General features: G+C 65.6%; 17 protein-coding genes. 14 read left to right on the top strand and 3 right to left on the bottom strand.

The features are described from left to right. Window positions 1-3 precede the first annotated feature (3 nt). From ACZY0R_RS24295 to ACZY0R_RS24280, 4 genes are all read left to right on the top strand, one after another. Window positions 4-1,167 carry a CaiB/BaiF CoA transferase family protein gene (locus ACZY0R_RS24295; protein WP_488861886.1) on the top strand — a complete coding sequence of 388 codons (1,164 nt, stop codon included), beginning with the start codon at window positions 4-6 and terminating at the stop codon, window positions 1,165-1,167. A gap of 46 nt (window positions 1,168-1,213) precedes the next feature. Continuing rightward, entirely contained in the window at window positions 1,214-1,723 is a 510-nt protein-coding gene (locus tag ACZY0R_RS24290) for a PaaI family thioesterase (protein WP_488861884.1), read from the top strand. Window positions 1,724-2,183: 460 nt separating this feature from the next. After that, a complete protein-coding gene (locus ACZY0R_RS24285; RefSeq protein WP_488861882.1) occupies window positions 2,184-3,152 on the top strand; it encodes a Bug family tripartite tricarboxylate transporter substrate binding protein in 969 nt (322 codons plus the stop codon). Window positions 3,153-3,370: 218 nt separating this feature from the next. Further along, complete coding sequence (locus tag ACZY0R_RS24280; protein WP_488861880.1) at window positions 3,371-4,516, top strand: porin; 1,146 nt, start codon at window positions 3,371-3,373, stop codon at window positions 4,514-4,516. A 111-nt stretch (window positions 4,517-4,627) separates the two neighbouring features. Here ACZY0R_RS24280 and ACZY0R_RS24275 read toward each other — a convergent pair whose 3' ends face one another. Both ACZY0R_RS24275 and ACZY0R_RS24270 read right to left on the bottom strand, forming a co-directional pair. After that, window positions 4,628-6,517: an FAD-binding protein gene (locus ACZY0R_RS24275; RefSeq protein WP_488861878.1), complete on the bottom strand. Its 1,890-nt coding sequence runs from the start codon at window positions 6,515-6,517 to the stop codon at window positions 4,628-4,630. 139 nt (window positions 6,518-6,656) lie between these two features. Next, window positions 6,657-6,983: a hypothetical protein gene (locus tag ACZY0R_RS24270; RefSeq protein ID WP_488861876.1), complete on the bottom strand. Its 327-nt coding sequence runs from the start codon at window positions 6,981-6,983 to the stop codon at window positions 6,657-6,659. Between the two features lie 1,205 nt (window positions 6,984-8,188). On the opposite strand from ACZY0R_RS24270, the gene ACZY0R_RS24265 reads away from it, so the two are divergent. The 7 genes from ACZY0R_RS24265 (at window position 8,189) to ACZY0R_RS24235 (ending at window position 15,016) form a co-directional block, all read left to right on the top strand. Further along, window positions 8,189-8,677 (top strand): VOC family protein, encoded by a 489-nt coding sequence (locus ACZY0R_RS24265; RefSeq protein WP_488861874.1) that lies wholly within the window; start codon window positions 8,189-8,191, stop codon window positions 8,675-8,677. Window positions 8,678-8,679: 2 nt separating this feature from the next. Next, window positions 8,680-9,903, top strand: a complete 1,224-nt coding sequence (locus ACZY0R_RS24260) for an FAD binding domain-containing protein (RefSeq protein ID WP_488861872.1) — start codon at window positions 8,680-8,682, stop codon at window positions 9,901-9,903. A 49-nt stretch (window positions 9,904-9,952) separates the two neighbouring features. Further along, window positions 9,953-10,315 carry a DUF485 domain-containing protein gene (locus ACZY0R_RS24255; RefSeq protein ID WP_035874207.1) on the top strand — a complete coding sequence of 121 codons (363 nt, stop codon included), beginning with the start codon at window positions 9,953-9,955 and terminating at the stop codon, window positions 10,313-10,315. After that, window positions 10,312-11,952: a cation/acetate symporter ActP gene (actP, locus tag ACZY0R_RS24250; protein ID WP_488861870.1), complete on the top strand. Its 1,641-nt coding sequence runs from the start codon at window positions 10,312-10,314 to the stop codon at window positions 11,950-11,952. The genes ACZY0R_RS24255 and actP overlap by 4 nt, the downstream gene beginning before the upstream one ends. 206 nt (window positions 11,953-12,158) lie before the next feature. Beyond that, window positions 12,159-12,755: a TetR/AcrR family transcriptional regulator gene (locus ACZY0R_RS24245; protein WP_488866134.1), complete on the top strand. Its 597-nt coding sequence runs from the start codon at window positions 12,159-12,161 to the stop codon at window positions 12,753-12,755. 46 nt (window positions 12,756-12,801) lie between these two features. Then, window positions 12,802-13,725: a LysR family transcriptional regulator gene (locus ACZY0R_RS24240; RefSeq protein ID WP_488861868.1), complete on the top strand. Its 924-nt coding sequence runs from the start codon at window positions 12,802-12,804 to the stop codon at window positions 13,723-13,725. A gap of 178 nt (window positions 13,726-13,903) precedes the next feature. Then, a complete protein-coding gene (locus ACZY0R_RS24235; protein ID WP_488861866.1) occupies window positions 13,904-15,016 on the top strand; it encodes an alkene reductase in 1,113 nt (370 codons plus the stop codon). Between the two features lie 91 nt (window positions 15,017-15,107). Here the strand turns inward: ACZY0R_RS24235 and ACZY0R_RS24230 are convergent, their stop codons facing one another. Then, window positions 15,108-15,767 (bottom strand): response regulator transcription factor, encoded by a 660-nt coding sequence (locus tag ACZY0R_RS24230; protein WP_488861864.1) that lies wholly within the window; start codon window positions 15,765-15,767, stop codon window positions 15,108-15,110. Window positions 15,768-16,212: 445 nt separating this feature from the next. Here ACZY0R_RS24230 and ACZY0R_RS24225 point away from each other — a divergent pair, with 445 nt between their 5' ends. The 3 genes from ACZY0R_RS24225 to ACZY0R_RS24215 all read left to right on the top strand — a co-directional run bounded on the left by ACZY0R_RS24225 (window position 16,213) and on the right by ACZY0R_RS24215 (window position 19,909). After that, window positions 16,213-16,899, top strand: a complete 687-nt coding sequence (locus tag ACZY0R_RS24225) for a hydrolase (RefSeq protein ID WP_488861862.1) — start codon at window positions 16,213-16,215, stop codon at window positions 16,897-16,899. Window positions 16,900-17,130: 231 nt separating this feature from the next. Continuing rightward, a complete protein-coding gene (locus tag ACZY0R_RS24220; protein ID WP_488866132.1) occupies window positions 17,131-17,952 on the top strand; it encodes an alpha/beta fold hydrolase in 822 nt (273 codons plus the stop codon). Window positions 17,953-18,043: 91 nt separating this feature from the next. Next, on the top strand, window positions 18,044-19,909 hold the full coding sequence (locus ACZY0R_RS24215) for an amidohydrolase (RefSeq protein ID WP_488861860.1): 1,866 nt from the start codon (window positions 18,044-18,046) through the stop codon (window positions 19,907-19,909). Window positions 19,910-19,920 lie beyond the last annotated feature (11 nt).

Genomic DNA, 19,920 nt, shown 5'->3' with positions numbered 1-19,920 from the left:
GCAATGGGTGTACTAAGCGGCATTCGCGTAGTGGAGTTCGAGGCAATCGGGCCGGGCCCGTTCGGGGCCATGTTGCTGGCCGACATGGGCGCGGACGTGCTGCGCATCGACCGGCCGGTGGCGCCCACCGACCTGGGCCCCAAGTCCGCCACCGGCAAGCGGGTGGACGTGACGGGCCGGGGCCGGCGCTCGGTCACGCTCGATCTCAAGCAGCCCGAGGCCCGCAATGCCGCGCTGGAACTGATCGAGCGCGCCGACGTGGTGATCGAGGGCTTCCGGCCCGGCACCATGGAACGCCTTGGCCTGGGGCCGGACGTGGCGCTGGCCCGCAACCCGAAGCTGGTGTACGGGCGCATGACCGGCTGGGGCCAGACCGGGCCCATGGCCGAGCGCGCCGGCCACGACCTGAACTACATCGCCCTGTCGGGCGTGCTGTCCAGCATCGGCCGCGCGGGCGAGGCGCCGGTGCCGCCGCTGAACCTGGTGGGCGACTATGGCGGCGGCGGCATGCTGCTCGCCCTGGGCGTGGTTGCCGCCCTGCTCAATGTGCAGCGCGGCGGCAAGGGCCAGGTCGTGGACGCGGCCATGATCGAAGGCGCCGCGCAGCTCGGCGCCGTGGTCTGGGGTCTGCTGGCCTCGGGCAACTGGCACGAGCAGCGCGCCAGCAACCTGCTGGACGGCGGCACCCCCTGGTACGACAGCTATCGCACCAGCGACGGCCACTATATGGCGGTGGGCGCGGTGGAATCGCGCTTCTATGCCGAACTGCTCGACAAACTCGGCCTGGCCGGCAAGGACCTGCCCAGGCAGCATGACCGCAGCGGCTGGCCGGTGTTGCGCCAGCATTTCGAAACGGTCTTCCTGACCCGCACGCGCGACGAGTGGTGCGCCATATTCGAAGGCAGCGATGCCTGCGTGGCGCCGGTGCTGGGCTTCGCCGAAGCGCCCGATCATCCGCAGCACCACGCCCGCGGCAGTTTTGTCGAGGTGGCCGGCGTGGTGCAGCCGGGGCCGGCGCCGCGCTTTCTCGGCACGCCGTCGGAAGTCACGGGGCCCGCGCCGGCACGCGGCGAACACGGCGCCGCGGCGCTGCGCGACTGGGGGTTCGACACGCAGTCCGTGGCACGCCTGCGTGAACTGGGCCTTGGCTTCCTGCCCGACGCCTGAAGACGGCCCCGCGACGCCGGGCCGCCCTGACCATAGAGTGAATTCCATGTCTCAATCGCAATCTTCCGTGGCGGCAATCCTGCCCCATCGGGATCCGCAAGACCGCGGCGTGCCGGCCGGCTTCGAGCCGCTTGCCGGCGCCAGGGGCTTCATGCGCCATTGTGGCGACTTCTACCTGCACGCGGAGCGGCCGGTGGTGGGCGTGCGCATCGCCGACGAACACCTGAACGCCATCGGCATCGTCCACGGCGGCTTCATGGCCATGCTGGCCGACAGTGCGTTCGGGATCGTCATGGTGCGCCGCTTCGGCACCCTGCAGCCCCGCACGCTGCATCTCAGCGTGGACTATCTTGGCCCGGCACATGCCGGCGACTGGGTGGAGGCGCATGTGGACATGCTCAAGCAAGGCCGGCGCGTCGCCAACGTGAACTGCCGGATCATGGTCGGGGACCGCACGGCACTGCACGCCGCCGGCGTGTTCTACCTGGGCACCAGCGATGGCCGCCCGCACCAGACCGCAAGCATCTCGCCACTGGAAGGGCACGCGCCATCCTGAGCGCTATCTCCCGCGCCCCTGCCTTCTGGCGGGGGCGCGCGCATCTTGATCAACGTATGCTGGCCTGCGTCGCCAGCGGTCGCGCATGTCTGGCCACCGGCCCGCACCGAAGCACAAACCGGGCGGCGGGACAGCCCTTTCCGTGTCTCCACCTTGACGGCGCTCGATGCCGGCAGGGTCTTGATCTCCGGCCTCATGGCCGGAGTTCTTTTTTTCCGGGCATGAAACGCACTGCTTCCGGCCCAGCCCGTCGCGTCGTGCGTGAGCGCTACCGAAACGCACGGCGTCGCCCATCGGGTTCACCCGGATAGTGAAATCCCGCCCCGCCAATATGGCGGGTTACAGCCCTTCGCGCATCCCCTACCGTCGCACTTGAGCAGCCCTTCCGGCCAGCACGGCGTGACCACGCCGACCCCTGCCAGGCCGGCACCACTCTTAACTCACTGCGAGGTCATGCCGAATGCGTACGAAGACTCTCTTTGCCGTTGCCGTTCTTGCCTGGAGCGCGCTTTGCGGCGCGCAAAGCTATCCCGCGCGCACCATCACGTTCGTCGTACCCGCGCCGCCCGGCGGCGCAACGGACACCATCGCGCGCGCGCTGGCCGACGACATGGGCAAGCGGCTGGGCCAGACCATCATCGTCGACAACAAGCCCGGCGCCGCGGGCATGCTGGCCGTCCAGGCGGTAACGCGCGCCGCGCCGGATGGCTACACGCTGCTGATCACGCATTCCGCGCCGATCATGAACACACCGTATCTCTACTCGCACGTCTCTTACGACGTGCGGCGCGACCTGGCCTTTGTCTCCGAGATCTGCATCGGCCAGATCGTGTTCGCGGTCAATAGCAAGATCCCGGTCAAGAACATGCAGGAGTTTTTCGACTGGGCCGCGCAGAACAAGGGCAAGGTCAGCTATGGCTCCTATGGCACCGGCAGTTTCCCGCATCTGCTGGGCGCCTACCTCAACCAGTCCCGGGGGCTCGACATGGCCCATATCGCCTACAAGGGCGAAGCGCCGATGGCGCAGGACATGATCGGCGGCAACATCTCGTGGGCCATCGGCTCGGTCAGCACGCTGGGCCCGCATATCCAGAGCGGGCGCCTCCGCGCGCTGGCGATCGTGGGCAAACAGCGCGTCAAGGAGTTGCCGAACGTGCCGACCCTTGCCGAGATTGGCCTGAAGGACCAGGAACTGAGCCCGCCCGGCTGGGTCGGCCTGATGGCGCGCTCAGGCACGCCGGCGCCGGTACTGGCCCGCCTGGAAACGGAGGCGCGCGCTTCGGTCAACTCCGCGCCGATGAAAGAGCGGCTGCAGATGCTTGCGCTGGAGCCGGTAGGCAGTTCCTCGGCGGAATTCAAGCGCGACTTCGAGACACTTGAGCCGGTGATGGCGCGACTCATCAAGTCGACCGGGACCAAGGCTGACTGACCGCTGACTGGCGCGTCGCCAGAAATCATCTTCCGCATTCGTCAATAGGTATTGACCGCCGAGCCGGTTTTCTGCGGGATTAAAACCACCATCGCAGCGATTCACTCCCTTTTGGGTGGGTCAGAAAAAAGAGCGCCACGCTCTAATGCCATCACGGGATCCGACGAGGAGGCTGGTTCCCGGTGACTCTGAAAACAAGCACAAGGAGAAGACATAGCATGAAAAGAACATTGGTCGCGCTGGCGGCGTTGTGCGCAGTGAGCGGCGCAGCGCAGGCACAATCGAGCGTTACCCTCTATGGCGTGATCGACGCTTCCGTGGAGTACGTCAATCGGGTGGCTGCATCGCCGGCCACACCGAACGTCGGCGGCTACCGTTTCGCGCAACCCAGCGTCGGCGGACTTTCCGCATCGCGCTGGGGCTTGCGCGGCGTGGAAGATCTCGGCGGCGGCAACCAGGCGCTGTTCGTGCTGGAGAGCGGCTTCCAGCCCGATACCGGCAACCTGCAGTCGGGCGTGCTGTTCGGGCGCCAGTCATTCGTGGGACTGCAGAACAGCGTCTATGGCAAGTTCACGCTGGGCCGCCAGTACACCAGCTTCTTCGATGGCCTTGCCAACTTCTCGCCGCTGCGGTTTGCGGCCACCTATGAACCGGGCATCTGGTGGATGGGCCTGAACTACCGCGAAAGCAATATGGTCAAGTACACCGGCCAGTTCGGCGGGCTCCAGGCCGTGGCGCACTACTCCTTCGGCACCGGCGTCTCGGTACTGAATGCCAGCACCGCGCTGGCCAACGGCGGCGCCGGCGAGACGCCGGGACACTTCAGCGACAACACCGCCTTTGGCGCCTCGCTGCAGTACCTGAGCAATGGGTTCGGGGCGTCGCTGGCCTATGACGAATGGAGACCGGCCGTGACCACCGGGCAGCCCGGCACGGTACGCAAGTTTGCCGGCGCCGCGAGCTACGCTACAGGCCCGCTCAAGGTCATGGGCGGCTATCGCTGGAACAAGGCCGACTTCAGCAACGGCAGCACGCTGCTGCGCGACGACTACTGGTGGGCTGGCGTCAACTACCAGGCCACGCCGGCCCTGGGCTTGTCGCTCGCCTACTACTACGCCGACGTCAAATCCGCGCGTGCGGCAGTCGGCGCGCCGCAGACCAACCCCGCCAACATGCAGCAGTACAGCTTTATCGCCGACTACAACTTCACCAAGCGCACGGACGTCTACCTGTCCGCCGGGTACGCGCGTAACGGCGGGTTGAGCTTCGATAGCGCGGCGACAGCCTTCGCGTTCAACTATCCGACGATGACGGGGCAGAAGAGCATGGTTGGCGTCACGGTCGGCGTGCGGCACATCTTTTAAGGTAAGCCAGGCGCAGCGGAGCTGACGCGGCATGAGAGCCCCGCGGTGTTGACCGGCACGGTTGCGCTGGGCGCGCTTGCCGGCAAGGCCCTGGCGCCCTAGGTAGCCAGCTCAGCCTGGCTTGCCCGGCAAATTCGTGTCTCCCAGCAGCGCCGCCACGAAATTACTGTGGAAATTGCCCTTTGGATCGCAGGTTCGCCGGTAGGCGTCGAAGGCCTTGGTTCGAACGCTGCGGCGCTTCGCGAGATCCTGCAGGAAAACCGGGTTGAATGGCGACGAGAAAGTTCCAGCAGGTTGACTCGGGTCGTAGAAGCCGAACATCTTGCCGGTATGCGGCATCCCTCCCAGCGCAACCCAGGCACGCTCGATGTCTGCGAAGAAATGGAGCAAACGGTCGGGGTACTCGGTCCCTGCGACGGCCGGCACGTACCCGATAAGGTCCAGATTGACGAAGGTTGCATTGGGGGTTTCCGTGTATGTCCCGGCCAATGCGGTGTTGCCGCCGCGGACGAACCGGAATTCCATCGGTGCAACCACCAGGAAATCGGTGGAACTCTTGATACGAGCCATCACCGCATCAAGGCCCTGCCAGGCCTTGCCGAGCCCCGCGTCGTCGAGCGCCGGAAGCTCGATAAAATAGGACATGAAGATCACGCGGGAGGCCTTCGTCAGCCATAGGTCAGAGTAGACAGCCGTGGCCTGATCGAAGAGCATTCCGACAGTCAAGTATCCGGCATCAATGATCGCGCTCGCAGCGGTTGTGATTCCGGCATACTGAGCCGCGATAAGCGGAGGCTCGATGATGGGCTCCAGCGGTATCAGGTAGGGCGCGCCAAAGACATCCTCTCCCGCCAGGGTGCACGCATCCGGGACGCTTGGCTTCAGGTTCGGAATCTTCGTCGACGGCGACGCGACCACGTCCCACCACAAGACGAGAAAGTTGCTGTTGTACGGGTTGAGGAAGGACTCAACGCGGTCATGGCTCGCGAGCAGCGTCTTGAACTGAGCGATGAAAGCCGTCTCATCCGCACACGTAATCTGGCTGTTCTTGCCCGGGCTCAACGTCGTGGCCCACGGGCGTGGCAATACATCGACGGTGACGGAGGTGACGACTCCCAGCACACCGAGAGAGACGCGCGCGAACTGTAAGGGCGACCAGCCACCCTCTGCCGGCGTCTGCGTGTCAATGGTCTTCACCTGGCCATCCGGACCCATGATGCTGAACGCCGAGGCCGTTTCCGCGAAGATCGGCGCGTTGATTGTCGCCCCATGCACATCGACCGCCGTCATCCCGCCAAGGCTGAAGAAGCCGCCCGCGGTAACAGTCTTGAGCATCATGTTGTTGGCGGTCAGGAACGCATCCAGTTCATCTTCGCGGACGCCGGTATTCACCGTGACCGTGCCTTCCGATTGATGCAGCACGATCGACTGGGCGCCGCCGGGACCCAGGTCCTTATAGCAGGAAAGGTCGATGAGCCACTGGTCGGGAGTGGGGGCGAGGCGATTGTCCTCCGCGACCAGCGGCGGCTGTGCATGCCGCTGGCCGGAGACACGTACCGTCGCGCCAGCCTGCACTGCCTGGCGTACGATGCCCTGGAGTTCTGCGCGGCTCGTCGGAGAGAAGTAGTATTCACCATCAATCGTCATGGTATGAACGATGTTCTGCGCCCAGTTCCTCCACGGCAGTGGCTGAACACTGAAGTCCAAGGTCGTCCCCGTGACCTCATAAGCGGCCAGCCTGCCGTTATTCGCCGGCTGCACCAGGGGCGTCCCCCGGTTACTTGCTCCCAGAACCGCGGAAACGTAGGGCGCCACCCCAATCGCGTCTGCCGGAATCCCGATCGATGAAAGTGGAGGACTCACCTTGTACAGGCCGTTGTCGAAATTACCACTATTCCAATCGGAAGTATGCCAACTCCCCTTCGAATCAAACCATTGAATCGAAAAGTTCATTTTGAAGATGCCATTGTTAAGGCAACCAATTTTATTGACTTGTCTCATGGTAATTCTCTCCAGCGATCCAGTCAGGCTGTTCTATGAAAACTAGACGATCGGGCAAGGTGAGGCCCGGCGCCCGCCTCCCCCTGATGATGGATCGCAGGAAGGCTGATGCCGGGCCTCACGGAGGAGAGATTACTGTCTACTCAATCAGATTGATGGCAAAGCCAATGTAAGTCGTCCCGACTGCATCATATGTTGCGATCTGATTGTTCGGCGCGAAACCAACAAACGGTGATCCCTGACCGGAAGTCCCGGCCACCGCGTGCCCGTATGGCGTCACAGCCAGCGCATCGGCCGGGACACCGATTGTGTCGAGCGGGGGACATGTCCTGGACTGTGCCACGGGATAATTTCCGCTGTTCCACTCGGTGGTATTCCACTTGCCGTCGCTACCAAGCCATTGGATGGAAAAATTGAACACGTACCCGCCTTTGTTGTTGACGGTGATCTTCTGGACCGGTCTCATGGTGTGTCTCCTGCTACGGAAAAGGTGTTTAGCGAAAAACGATCGGGATGCGGCTGCCTGGTGGCGATTTTCTTTACGTCTAATCTGACATAATTTTCTCCTTTTTATTTCATTAACCATGAAATTGTTAAAACTGGCCAAATTTTGATACGAATTATTGTTAGAGTGACAGGATGGTGTTCCGTGAATAATTGACATTATTATTCCCTATTCATGGCGGTATCTCTTGAACAGAGATACCGCCATGAATAGGGAATCAGACCTCGGGTTCCGGCATTGGCGCATGTTGCCTCCGACAGAAACCTGGGCGAGAGTCCAAGAATTTGCCTTTCGGCAAATGAGGTGACGACTATCGAGTGCGGCGAATCAGCGCGATCGTTGCGGCCGGTGGTTCAGCCCGCGCGCTGTAGCCCTGCTGCTTAGCGCCGGAGGGCGGGTGCGGATCGCACGCCAGACCAGCCCGTGGTGCGATCCCGGTGTGGTCCCTCATGGGGAAACCGGGTGATCCGCCTGATGAGTTCGCCCACTGCAGCAGTTCCAGTGATCAGGCATGCGAAGTCGAGATGATGTTGCACGAGAGAGATTCCATGAAATTTGAAGCGTTCGAACCCGGTAAGCACCGCGCAAGCGTGCAAAAAGCCCTTCAGGTGCGCCTCACTGCTGGTTTCTGTGGGTGGCACCGTCGTGTCCTGGGCTAGCATCATGGTTCCCATCTCGCCGCGTCTTGAAATGCTAGTGCCTATGGATCAATTCGGAAGTAGAAGATGCTTAAGTCTTCCTTGCGTGAAGTGCAAGTGTGTTGCTACCAAACATTGATCTGCGCATTGCATCCGGCGCTGCCGTTGCCGATCACCGAGGCAAAGCGAGGAGAGCGAGGCGAACTCCGGTGCACACCGGAGATGCCGGTGGGTTCGCGATCACAAACGCACACAGGCACCCCTCTCGAGCCAAAAGACGGCCTCCCCGTTGCCGCCCACGCAAAACTGTCTTGCACCGGCCAGGCATTCTCCCGGGGCCTGGACGCTTCTACGATGGGGGATCTCACTTCACTGAGGCACAGGCCCGTGCCTCAGTGAAGTGGTGCAGCCGGCACGCGACCCGCCGATCAGGGTAAGTACCCCCCTGCCCGCCCTTGGCCGTTTCACTCAGTCGCCCTACAATTTATCAACCGATCACTAATCGATCGATCAATAGCAGAGGCAACCATGGCAATCCGCAAACTCGCGCACTTCTCGATCCGCACCACGGACCTCGAGACATCCTGCGCCTTTTACGAACGCATTCTCGGCTTCAGGCAAGGCTATCGCCCGCCCTTCGATTTCCCCGGCGCATGGCTGTACATGGGCGGTGACGAAGGTGACTTCGGCACCGTCCACATCATCGGCGTCGACGCGGACAACCCCGGCGGGCTGTCCGCCTACCTCGGCGACCGCGCCCCTGCGGCGGCGGGTACCGGCACCCTCGACCACATCGCGTTCCTGGCCACCGGCGTGGCGCAGATGTGGGCAAAGCTGGAAGCCGAGGGCATCCCGTGGCGCGACCGCACCGTCCCCAGCCTGGGCCTGCACCAGGTGTTCATCGAGGACCCTTCCGGCGTCACCATCGAACTGAACTACCCCGCCGCCGAGGTGGCGGGCCTTGGAATCCCGGGCAACGGCGCGCACGCGCCCCTCCCCGCGGTGGCAGGAGACTGACCATGACAACCCTATCGACACGGCCAAAGGCCATCATCGTGGGCGGCTCGCTGGGCGGGCTGTTCGCGGCCAACCTGCTCGCCCGCGGCGGGTGGGAGGTGGAAGTATGCGAGCGTGTTCCCGAAGCACTCGCCGGGCGCGGCGCGGGCATCGTCACGCATCCGGAATTGTTCGAGGCCCTGGCCGCCGCCGGGGTCGAGGTGGACGACTCCATCGGCGTGCAGGTGAAGTCCCGGCTGACGCTGGGCCAGGACGGCAGCGTCCTGTCCCAGCGGGAACTGCCGCAAACGCTGACGGCATGGGGCAAGATGTACCATGTGCTGCGCTCCGCCTTCACCGGGGGCACCTACCGCACGGGCGCCAATGTGGTGTCGGTGCGCAGCGAGCCCGGCCACGCCGTGGTGATGCTGGACGACGGCTCGATCCATCACGCCGATCTTGTGGTCGCCGCGGACGGATTCCGCTCCGCGTTGCGCGAGTGCCTGTTGCCCGAGGCCCGCCTCCAGTACGCCGGCTACATCGCCTGGCGCGGCCTGGTGGACGAAACGAGCCTGAGCGAAGCCACGCGCGACATGCTGTTCGAGAAGTTCGCCTTCTGCCTGCCACCGCGCGAGCAGATCCTCGGCTACCCGGTGGCGGGCCAGGGCAACAGCACCCGGGTAGGCGAGCGCCGCTACAACTTCGTGTGGTACCGCGCCACCAGCGAGGACGTGGACCTACCCGACCTGCTGACCGACGCCAGCGGCAAGCGCTGGTCCGGCGGCATCCCGCCGGCGCTGATCCGCCCGGACGTGCTGGCGAGCATGGAGGAAGCCGCGCTGGCCAACCTGGCGCCCCAGTTCGGCGAGGTGGTGGCCAAGGCCGCGCAGCCGCTGTTCCAGCCCATCTTCGACCTCGAGGTGCCGCGCATGGCCTTCGGCCGCGTGGCGCTGCTCGGCGACGCCGCCTTCGTGGCGCGCCCGCACTGCGGCATGGGCGTGACCAAGGCCGCGGGCGACGCCATGTCGCTGGTCAACGCGCTGCAGGCGCATGACAGCGTCAGTGCCGCACTGGAGAGCTACAGCGCCGAGCGCGTGCAGGTGGGTGCCGCCATCGTCCAGCACGCGCGCCACCTCGGCGCCTATATGCAGGCGCAACTCAAGAACGAGACCGACCGCCAGATGGCCGAGCGCTATCGCACGCCGGAAGCCGTGATGCGCGAGACGGCGGTGTCGACGCGCTTCTGAGCGCGCCGCCGCCCCACGCCAAACCAACCGCCCCCAAACGGAGACAACCTTGGAACACACCGCCCCCACCTTTGCCGCAGCCGCCCGCGAAAGCGCCGCGCCCGCTGCGGCCCCACCGAATCCCCTGCTCGCCAATCCGGCATTCCAGTCCCTGGTGCGCGCGCGGCGCAGGTTCGCGTGGGCCCTGACCGCCATCATGCTGGCGGTGTACTTCGGCTACATCCTCACGCTCGCCTTCCGGCCCGCGCTGCTGGGCCGCCAACTGAACCTGGGCCAGCCCATGAGCGTGGGCATTCCCGTGGGCTTCGGCATGTTCGCGGTGACCTTCCTGCTGGTGGCGGTGTACGTGCATCGCACCAACACCGTGTACGACCAGCGCATCAGCGACCTCAAGCAAGGGGCAGCAAAATGAAGCAAACCGCCATTTCCGCCATTGCCGCAGCCCTGCTGCTTACCGCTCTGCCCGCGTTCGCGGCGCCGGGTCCGGTGGGCCAGGGCATGAACGTCATCGCCATCGCCATGTTCCTGGTGTTCGTCGCCGCCACGCTCCTGGTCACGCGCTGGGCCGCCAGGAGCAACCACAGCGTGGCCGACCACTACGCCGCGGGCGGCAAGATCACCGCCCTGCAGAACGGCTGGGCCATCGCCGGCGACTACATGTCGGCGGCCTCCCTGCTGGGCATCTCCGCGCTGGTCTTCACCAGCGGCTACGACGGCCTGATCTATTCCATCGGCTTTCTCGCCAGCTGGCCGATCATCCTGTTCCTGATCGCCGAGCCGCTGCGCAACCTCGGCCGCTTCACGCTGGCGGACGTGGTTTCCTACCGCCTGCAGCAGCGTCCCATCCGCGCGTTCTCCGCGTCCAGTTCCATCGTCATCGTGCTGCTGTACCTGGTGTCGCAGATGGTGGGGGCCGGCAAGCTGGTGGAGCTGCTGTTCGGCTTCAGCTACACGGCGGCGGTCGTGCTGGTCGGCGTGCTGATGGTAGTCTATGTGTTCTTCGGCGGCATGCTGGCCACCACCTGGATCCAGATCATCAAGGCGGTGCTGCTGCTCGCCGGCGCTGCCTTCATGGCGTTCATGGTCATGAGCCGCTTCGGCTTCAGCCTGAACGCGCTGTTCGCGCAGGCCATCGAGGCCCACGGCAAGCACGCGGCCATCATGAGCCCGGGCGGCCTGGTCTCCGATCCCGTCTCGGCGGTATCGCTCGGCCTGGCGCTGATCTTCGGTACCGCCGGCCTGCCGCACATCCTGATGCGCTTCTTCACCGTCGGCGACGTCAAGGCGGCACGCAAGAGCATTCTCTATGCCACCGGCATCGTCGGCATCGGCTACGCGCTGATCATCATCATCGGCTTTGGCGCCATCGCGCTGGTGGCCAGCGATCCGGCCTACCACACGCCTGCCGGCGCGGTGATCGGCGGCGTCAACATGGTGGCCGTGCACCTGGCCCATGCCGTCGGCGGCAACCTGTTCCTCGGCTTCATCTGCGCGGTAGCGTTCTCGACCATCCTGGCCGTGGTGGCGGGGCTGACGCTGGCCGGTTCCTCGGCCATCTCGCACGATCTCTATGCCAAGGTCCTGCGCCAGGGCAACGCCACCGACAAGGAGGAGATGCGCGTCTCCCGGATGACCACGCTCGTGCTGGGCGTACTGTCCATCCTGCTGGGCATCCTGTTCGAGAAGCAGACCATCGCCTTTATCGTCAGCCTGACCTTTTCCATTGCCGCCAGCTCGAATTTCCCGGTGCTGCTGCTGTCGATCTACTGGCGCGGGCTGACCACGCGGGGCGCCGTGGCGGGCGGCTCGCTCGGGCTGCTGACCGCGGTGGTGCTGACGGTGCTGAGCCCGACCGTGTGGGTGCAGGTGCTCGGCCATGCGAGTGCCATCTACCCGTACGAGTATCCGGCGCTGTTCTCCATGCTGGTGGCCTTTGCCGGCATCTACGTGTTCTCGGTCACCGACCGGTCCGCGCGCGGTGCGCGCGAACGCGGCGCCTTCAACAATCAGCTGGTCGATTGCGAGCTAGGGCTGGTCAAGCCGCAGTAGCACCCGTGCCCTGTGCTGCCGGCCGCACTGCCGGCAGCCCGGCCGCGCCTCAATTTATCACCCGATTGGTACAATGCCACAAGCGCTCCGCACGGGACGTGCCTGCCACAGGTGAACGAATGAAACGAGACGCAACGCCGACCGAGAACGATGCACCGGCCAAGACCGGAAAACGGCTGCTCCCCGAAGAGCGGGAGCAGCAGATCGTGCAGAAGGCCATCGAACACTTCACGCGCAACGGCTTCTCCGGCAGCACGCGCGATCTCGCCAAGCAGATCGGCGTCACCCAGCCCTTGCTGTACCGCTACTTCTCCAGCAAGGAGGCGCTGATCGATCGCGTCTACAGCGAAGTGTTCCAGTGGCGGCCCGACTGGGAACGCCAGATCGCCGATCGCGCCACTGCGCTGACCGAACGGTTGTATGCGTTCTACCTCGACTACGCCTCCGTGATCCTGCGCGAGGAATGGATCCGGGTCTTCATCTTTGCCGGCCTCACGCGCGAAGGCATCAACAACAAGTACCTCAACAAGCTGCGCAGCAAGGTCTTCCTGCCCGTGCTGGCCGAGGTGCGTGCCGAGTACGGCATCCCGGAGCCGCGCAACGCGGCGGAGCTGGAGGCCGAGGTGGAGATGATATGGGGCCTGCACGCGGCCATCTTCTATCTCGGCGTGCGCAAATGGGTCTACGGCCTCAAGGTACCCTCGGACATCGACGCCGTGATCCGCCGCAAGGTGGACATGTTTCTCCACGGCGCGCCTGCCGTCATGCGTTCCCTGCGCGCGCCCGGCAAGCCCGGCAACTGAGTCCCTGCGAGGATAATCGACGCCCCTTACCGCTGGAGTCTTACCTATGGACAAGCTGCTGGCATTGAAGCTGTTCGTCGAGACGGTCGACGCCAAGGGGTTCTCCTCCGCCGCGCGCCGGGTCAACCTGGCCACGTCATCGGTGACCCGCATGATGGACAGCCTGGAGGAGGAACTGGGCACCGTGCTGCTGAACCGGTCGACCCGGCAGGTGACGGTGTCCGAAGCCGGCGCAGCCTATTACCAGCGGGCGCGCAAGATCCTCGACGCGGTGGCGGAAGCCGATGCGCTGATCGCCGACCGGGGCGATACGCCGGTGGGCCAGCTTCGCGTGTCGCTGCCGGTGGCGTTCGGGCGCCGCTGCATCGCGCCGTTCCTCGGCAGCCTGCTCGCGCAGTATCCGAAGCTGGAGCTGGAGGTAACGCTGACCGACGAGATCGTCGACTTGCTCGGCCAACGCATTGATCTGTCCATCCGCCTGGGCAGCGCCGCGTCGCTCGACGAAGTGGTGGCGCGTCCGATCGGCACGTTCCGGCGCAGGGTGGTGGCAAGTCCGGGCTATCTGCAGCAGCGCGGTATCCCCGCCGCGCCGGCGGAGCTGGCCGGGCACGCGTGCCTGCGCTTCACCTACGGCGCGGGCCAGCAGATGTGGACCTTCCTGCGCGGCACCGAGGAAGTCCAGGTGCCCGTTCCGGGCACCTTCAGGAGCAACAACGCCGAAGTGCTGCGCGAACTGGCGCTGGCCGACGGCGGCATCGCCCTGCTGCCCGACTGGCTGGTCGACGAGGATATACAGAGCGGGCGCCTGACCGCCATCCTGGACGACTGGACCGTCAACCCCAACCGCGCCAGCTCGGCCATCTCCGCGCTCTACCTGCCCAACCAACGCGGCTCGCGGCGCATCGCCGCCTTCCTCGACTTTCTCTCGCGGATTCCCGGCCCGACCGGCGGGAAAGAAGCGGGCGGCTGACTCCCCTTCCCCCTTCCCCGCCCCTTGCCCCCAGCGCAACGCAACGTTGCGCGGCGGCCCGATTCTCCGCCGATGGGTTGGCGCCTAACCTTCAGGTCATCTCTTTTCGAGACAGGCAGCGCGGCGCGAAGGCAAGCCTGCAGCCGCCGCCCCCCATCGCACCTGACGGAGAACCACAGTGACCCACCATCTTTTCACCCCCCTTCGCCTCGGCAACCATACCCTGCCGCATCGTGTTGCCATGGCGCCGCTGACGCGCTCGCGCGCCGGCCAGCCCGGCAACGTGCCCACCGCCATAAACGTCGAGTACTACCGCCAGCGTGCCGGCGCGGCGCTGATCGTCACCGAAGCCACGCAGATCTCGCAGCAGGGCCAGGGCTACGCCTGGACGCCGGGCATCCATAGCGAGGCGCAGATCCAGGGATGGCAGGCCGTCAGCGATGCCGTGCACGACCAGGGCGGCATCATCTTCATGCAGCTGTGGCACGTCGGCCGCGTTTCGCACCCCGTGTTCCAGCCCGGCGGCGCGCTGCCCGTGGCGCCCAGCGCCCTGCCCGTCCCCGGCAAGACCTTCATCATCGACGCGCAGGGCAACGGTGCCTGGGGCGACGTGCCGGTGCCCCAGGCGTTGACCCTCGACGGCATCCGCGACATCGTGTCCGACTACCGGAACGCCGCCCGCAACGCCATGGCCGCGGGCATGGACGGCGTGGAGATCCACGCCGGCAACGGCTACCTGCTCGACCAGTTCATCAATTCCAGCAGCAACCAGCGCGACGACGCCTACGGCGGCAGCATCGAGAACCGGGCACGGCTGCTGCTGGAGGTGGTGGACGCGATCGCGGCGGAGGTGGGGCCCGCGCGCGTTGCCGTGCGGCTGACGCCCATGGGACGCTTCATGGGCATGGGAGATGTGTCGCCCGAAGAGACCTTCGGCTATATCGTGCGCCAGCTCGATACCCGTGGCCTGGCCTATCTGCACCTGGTCGAGCCGGCCATGGTCGGCACGGTCAAGGAGGAGCACGCCGATCCCCGCTGGGACGCAATCATCCAGCAGTTGCGCGGGGCCTACCACGGTGTGCTGATGCTGGCGGGCGGCTACGGCCGCGACAGCGCCGAGCACGCGCTCGCCAGCGGCCGCGCCGACATCATCGCCTTTGGCCGCCCGTTCATCGCCAATCCCGACCTGCCCGTCCGGCTGCGCGGCGGCCTGCCGCTGAACGCGCCCGATGCCTCGTCCTTCTTCGGCGGCGGCGCCGGTGGCTACATCGACTATCCGGCCGCGGCGTGAACGCGGGGCGTGCGGGGGCTTGGGCCTGGGCCGTTCCCGGGGCCGGCGGGCTTTTCTTCACTCCGGCTTGCCGCCATCGGGTGCGCCCGGCCTAACCTTCGGCGTGGCACACGCCCAATTTCTGCGCCATCAGTACCAGATCGGCAAAGGTGCGCGCCTTCATCTTGCGCATGGCCTGTCCACGGTGGATCTTCACCGTGACCTCGCTGATGCCAATCTCGCCGGCAATCTGCTTGTTCATCAGCCCGGAGACCGCCAAGGCCATGACTTCCGACTCGCGCGGCGTGAGGGTCTGGAAGTTGGCGCGCAGCATCTGGAGCCGGCGCATGCCCTCGCGCCGCCGCAGGTCTTTCTCCAGCGCCACCGATACCGCGTCGAGCAGGTCCTGGTCGCGGAACGGCTTGGCCATGAAGTCTTCGGCGCCGGCCTTCATCGCGGCCACGGTCATCGCGATATCGCCGTAGCCGGTCATGAAGATGATCGGTACGTGGATACCCAGCTGCGCCAGGCGCGCCTGCAGGTCCAGTCCGCTCGGGCCGCGCAGCCTGACATCGAGAACCAGGCAGCAGGGCACGTCCGGCATCTGGTACTCGAGCAACTCCGCGGCCGAGCCGAACAATGCAACATTCATGCCGACCGAGTGGAACAGATTGCCGAGCGCGCCGCGCAGCATGGCATCGTCGTCGACGATCAGCACCAATGCTTCGTGCCGAGCACTCGGCTCGGCGGGCTCCAGGCTTTGGGATGTCACGATCTGCTTCTCCATTCAGCGTCAAAAAGACCGGCAGGCGCTCGGCCATGCCGGTTGCTGTCCGGGGCTGCGCGGCACCCCCGTCTGGAATCTACGCCACTGTCTCGCCTTTGTATTGTCAATTTGTGCCGCCGGTTTTGTCTATTGTTGTCTATTGTTCTTTAACCCGTGGTCGACACAATAAAGTTAGCTATGCTGCGCCCGCCCTGCCGGCATACACCCCGACGGCAGCCGACTAATACGAACAGACGATGGTGATTTCCTCCGGGCAAGTTTAGCCTTCGCTCGGGTTGCTTGCGAAGAGAGATCCAGCCTCACTCCCGCGCATCACGGCCGCGCCGCTGCCGTGATCGGGCGCCGCAGCAACCCACCAGGAATCGGCCGTCTGCCGCCTGTGCCGCGTCATGTCTGCACGATCCCGCCAACCCAACTTCAGGAAAGAATCATGACCAACGCCAAGCTAGAAGTTCTGACCCCGCAAAACAGCCAGCTGATCTTCATCGACCACCAGCCGCAGATGGCCTTCGGCGTGCAGTCGATGGACCGCCAGGCGATGAAGAACAATGCCGTTGGGCTGGCCAAGGCCGCCAAGATCTTCAACATCCCCACCACCATCACCACCGTGGAGAGCGAATCGTTCTCGGGCTTCACCTACCCCGAGCTGCTGGACGTGTTCCCCAACCATAAGACGCTGGAACGCACCTCGATGAACTCGTGGGACGACCAGAAGGTGCGCGACGCGCTGGCCGCCAACGGCCGCAAGAAGGTCGTCGTCGCCGGCCTGTGGACCGAAGTCTGCAACACCACCTTCGCGCTGTGCGCGATGCTCGAAGGCGACTATGAGATCTACATGGTGGCCGACGCCTCCGGCGGCACCAGCAAGGAAGCGCACGACTACGCCATGCAGCGCATGGTGCAGGCCGGCGTGGTGCCGGTGACCTGGCAGCAGGTGCTGCTCGAATGGCAGCGCGACTGGGCCCACCGCGACACCTACGACGCCGTGATGAAGCTGGTCAAGGAACACTCCGGTGCCTACGGCATGGGTGTGGACTACGCCTACACCATGGTGCACAAGGCCGAGCAGCGCACCGCCACGCCGCACGAATCCATCGCCCCGGTGCCGGCCCGCTGAACGCGGCCAAGGCCACGGACCAACCACCCACACACCTCGGTCAGACATCGCATGAGCGCGCAATCCAATACGCAGGACACGGCCCGGAGCCCGTCACGGCGCAAACTGCTGGTATCCGGCGCGGGCACTGTCGGCGCCGCCGCCGTCGCGGCGCTGGGCAGCACCGCCGCAGTCGCCGCCGGCAAGCCGCAGGGCCACGCCGCGTCCCACCACACGCCAGGAGCACACAGCATGGACACCATCACCACCAAGGACGGCACCCAGATCTATTACAAGGACTGGGGCACAGGCCGCCCGGTCGTGTTCTCGCACGGGTGGCCGCTCAATGCGGACGCCTGGGACGCGCAAATGCTGTTCCTGGTGCAGCACGGATTCCGCGTGATCGCCCACGACCGCCGTGGCCATGGCCGCTCCGGCCAGCCCGCCAAGGGCAACGACATGAATACCTACGCCGACGACCTGGCCGCGCTGATCGAAGCGCTGGACCTCAAGGGCGCGGCGCTGGTCGGCCACTCCACCGGCGGCGGCGAGGTGGCCCACTACATCGGCCGCCACGGCACCAAACGCGTGTCCAAAGCGGTGCTGATCGGCGCGGTGCCCCCCGTCATGGTGAAGTCCGCGTCCAACCCCGGCGGCCTGCCGATGGACGTGTTCGACGGCATCCGCAAGGGCGTGACGGAGAACCGCTCGCAGTTCTACAAGGACCTGGCGATGCCGTTCTTCGGCTTCAACCGTCCCGGCGCCAAGGTCTCGCAAGGCACCATCGACGCGTTCTGGGCACAGGGCATGACCGGCGGCATCCTCGGCCAGTACCTGTGCATCAAGGAGTTCTCGGAAGTCGACTACACCGAGGACCTGAAGAAGTTCGACGTGCCGACCCTGATCCTGCATGGCGACGGCGACCAGATCGTGCCGATCGACGACTCGGCCAAGCTGAGCGCCAAGCTCGTCAAGAACGCCACGCTGAAGATCTATCCGGGCGCGTCGCACGGCATGTGCGTGGTCAACGCCGACCAGGTCAACGCCGACCTGCTGGCCTTCCTGTCCGCCTGACCGGATGCTGTCCCGCGCCCCGATGCCGGGCCGGGACGGCCTGGCTTTCCCTTATCCCTGTCACTGACCCGCCGCCAGCCGGAGATTCGCCATGACCGCATCCAGCACGCCCGACCTTATCCTCGTCAACGGCAAGTTCGCCACGCTCGACCACGCCAATCCGCAGGCCGAAGCCGTCGCCATCAGCGACGGCAAGTTCGTCGCCGTCGGCACCCGCGCTGAGATCATGCAACTGGCCGGCAACACCACGCAGGTGGTCGACCTGCAAGGCCGCCGCGCCATTCCCGGGCTGATCGACAGCCATATGCACATCATCCGCGGCGGCCTGAATTACAACATGGAACTGCGCTGGGACGGCGTGCGCTCGCTGTCCGACGCCATGCGCATGCTCAAGGACCAGGTGGCGCGCACGCCCGCGCCGCAATGGGTGCGCGTGGTCGGCGGTTTCACCGAGCACCAGTTCGCCGAGAAGCGCCTGCCGACCATCGAGGAGCTGAACGCGGCCGCGCCCGATACGCCCGTGTTCATCCTGCACCTTTACGACCGCGCCATCCTCAACGGCGCAGCGCTGCGCGCCGTGGGCTATACCAAGGACACGCCGAATCCGCCGGGCGGGGAGATCGTGCACGACAAGGCCGGCAACCCCACCGGCCTGCTGCTGGCCAAGCCCAACGCCACCATCCTGTACGCCACGCTGGCCAAGGGCCCCAAGCTGCCGCCCGAGTATCAGAAGAACTCCACCCGCCATTTCATGCGCGAGGTCAACCGCCTGGGCGTGACCGGGGTGATCGACGCCGGCGGCGGCTACCAGAACTACCCCGAGGACTACAACATCATCGAGGAGCTGCACAAGGAAGGGCAGCTTACGGTGCGCCTGGCCTACAACCTGTTCACGCAGAAGCCCAAGGACGAGCTGAGCGACTTCAGCGGCTGGTCCAAGCAGATCAAGCCGGGCCAGGGCGACGACCTGTACCGCCACAACGGTGCCGGCGAGATGCTGGTCTACAGCGCCGCCGACTTCGAGGACTTCCGCGTCGAGCGGCCCGACATGCCGCCGTCCATGGAAGGCGACCTCGAACCGGTGATCCGCCTGCTGGCCGAGAACCGCTGGCCCTGGCGCCTGCATGCGACCTACAACGAGACCATCTCGCGCGCGCTGGACGTCTACGAGAAGGTGGCCAGGGATGTGCCCTTCGACGGCCTGCACTGGTTCTTCGACCATGCCGAGACGATTACCGACCGCAACATCGACCGCATCGCCGCGCTGGGCGGCGGCATCGCCGTGCAGCACCGCATGGCCTACCAGGGTGAGTATTTCGTCGAGCGCTATGGCGCGCGCGCGGCCGAGGCCACGCCGCCGATCAAGCGCATGCTGGAGCGCGGCGTCAAGGTCGGCGCCGGCACCGATGCCACGCGCGTGGCCTCGTACAACCCGTGGGTCTCGCTGTACTGGCTGACCACCGGCAAGACGGTGGGCGGGCTGTCGATGTATCCGCAGGCCAGCCTGCTGGACCGCGATACCGCGCTGCGGCTGTGGACCGAGGCCAATACCTGGTTCTCCTCCGAGGAGGGCAAGAAGGGCCAGATCAAGGCCGGGCAGCTCGCCGACCTCGCTGTGCTGTCCGCCGACTACTTCGGCGTACCCGGGGACGAGATCCAGGACATCACCTCGGTGATGACGGTGCTGGGCGGCAAGGTGGTGTACGGCGACGGCGACTTCGACAAGCTCGCGCCGGCGCTGCCGCCCGCGATGCCGGACTGGTCGCCGGTGCGCCATGGGGGTGGCTACCAGCCGCGCCCGCAGGCGAAGACGCTCGCGCTGAACACCGCGTGCGGCTGCGCCAGCGCCTGCGGCGTGCACGGCCACGGCCATGCAAGCGCCTGGACCGCGGGCGTGCCGGCCTCGGATGAGAGCACCTTCTGGGGTGCGCTCGGCTGCTCGTGCTGGGCCTTCTGAAGCAGGGAGAC

This window comes from Cupriavidus sp. F041 (genome assembly GCF_057814235.1).
Note: the sequence above shows the minus strand (reverse complement) of the source record. Positions and strands in the feature narration are given on the sequence as shown.

Bases quoted from the DNA above. Each gene is read 5' to 3' on its own strand.
- ACZY0R_RS24295 (WP_488861886.1), top strand. From the start codon at position 4: ATGGGTGTACTAAGCGGCATTCGCGTAGTGGAGTTCGAGGCAATCGGG.
- ACZY0R_RS24290 (WP_488861884.1), top strand. From the start codon at position 1,214: ATGTCTCAATCGCAATCTTCCGTGGCGGCAATCCTGCCCCATCGGGAT.
- ACZY0R_RS24285 (WP_488861882.1), top strand. From the start codon at position 2,184: ATGCGTACGAAGACTCTCTTTGCCGTTGCCGTTCTTGCCTGGAGCGCG.
- ACZY0R_RS24280 (WP_488861880.1), top strand. From the start codon at position 3,371: ATGAAAAGAACATTGGTCGCGCTGGCGGCGTTGTGCGCAGTGAGCGGC.
- ACZY0R_RS24275 (WP_488861878.1), bottom strand. From the start codon at position 6,517: ATGAGACAAGTCAATAAAATTGGTTGCCTTAACAATGGCATCTTCAAA.
- ACZY0R_RS24270 (WP_488861876.1), bottom strand. From the start codon at position 6,983: ATGAGACCGGTCCAGAAGATCACCGTCAACAACAAAGGCGGGTACGTG.
- ACZY0R_RS24265 (WP_488861874.1), top strand. From the start codon at position 8,189: ATGGCAATCCGCAAACTCGCGCACTTCTCGATCCGCACCACGGACCTC.
- ACZY0R_RS24260 (WP_488861872.1), top strand. From the start codon at position 8,680: ATGACAACCCTATCGACACGGCCAAAGGCCATCATCGTGGGCGGCTCG.
- actP (WP_488861870.1), top strand. From the start codon at position 10,312: ATGAAGCAAACCGCCATTTCCGCCATTGCCGCAGCCCTGCTGCTTACC.
- ACZY0R_RS24240 (WP_488861868.1), top strand. From the start codon at position 12,802: ATGGACAAGCTGCTGGCATTGAAGCTGTTCGTCGAGACGGTCGACGCC.
- ACZY0R_RS24225 (WP_488861862.1), top strand. From the start codon at position 16,213: ATGACCAACGCCAAGCTAGAAGTTCTGACCCCGCAAAACAGCCAGCTG.
- ACZY0R_RS24220 (WP_488866132.1), top strand. From the start codon at position 17,131: ATGGACACCATCACCACCAAGGACGGCACCCAGATCTATTACAAGGAC.
- ACZY0R_RS24215 (WP_488861860.1), top strand. From the start codon at position 18,044: ATGACCGCATCCAGCACGCCCGACCTTATCCTCGTCAACGGCAAGTTC.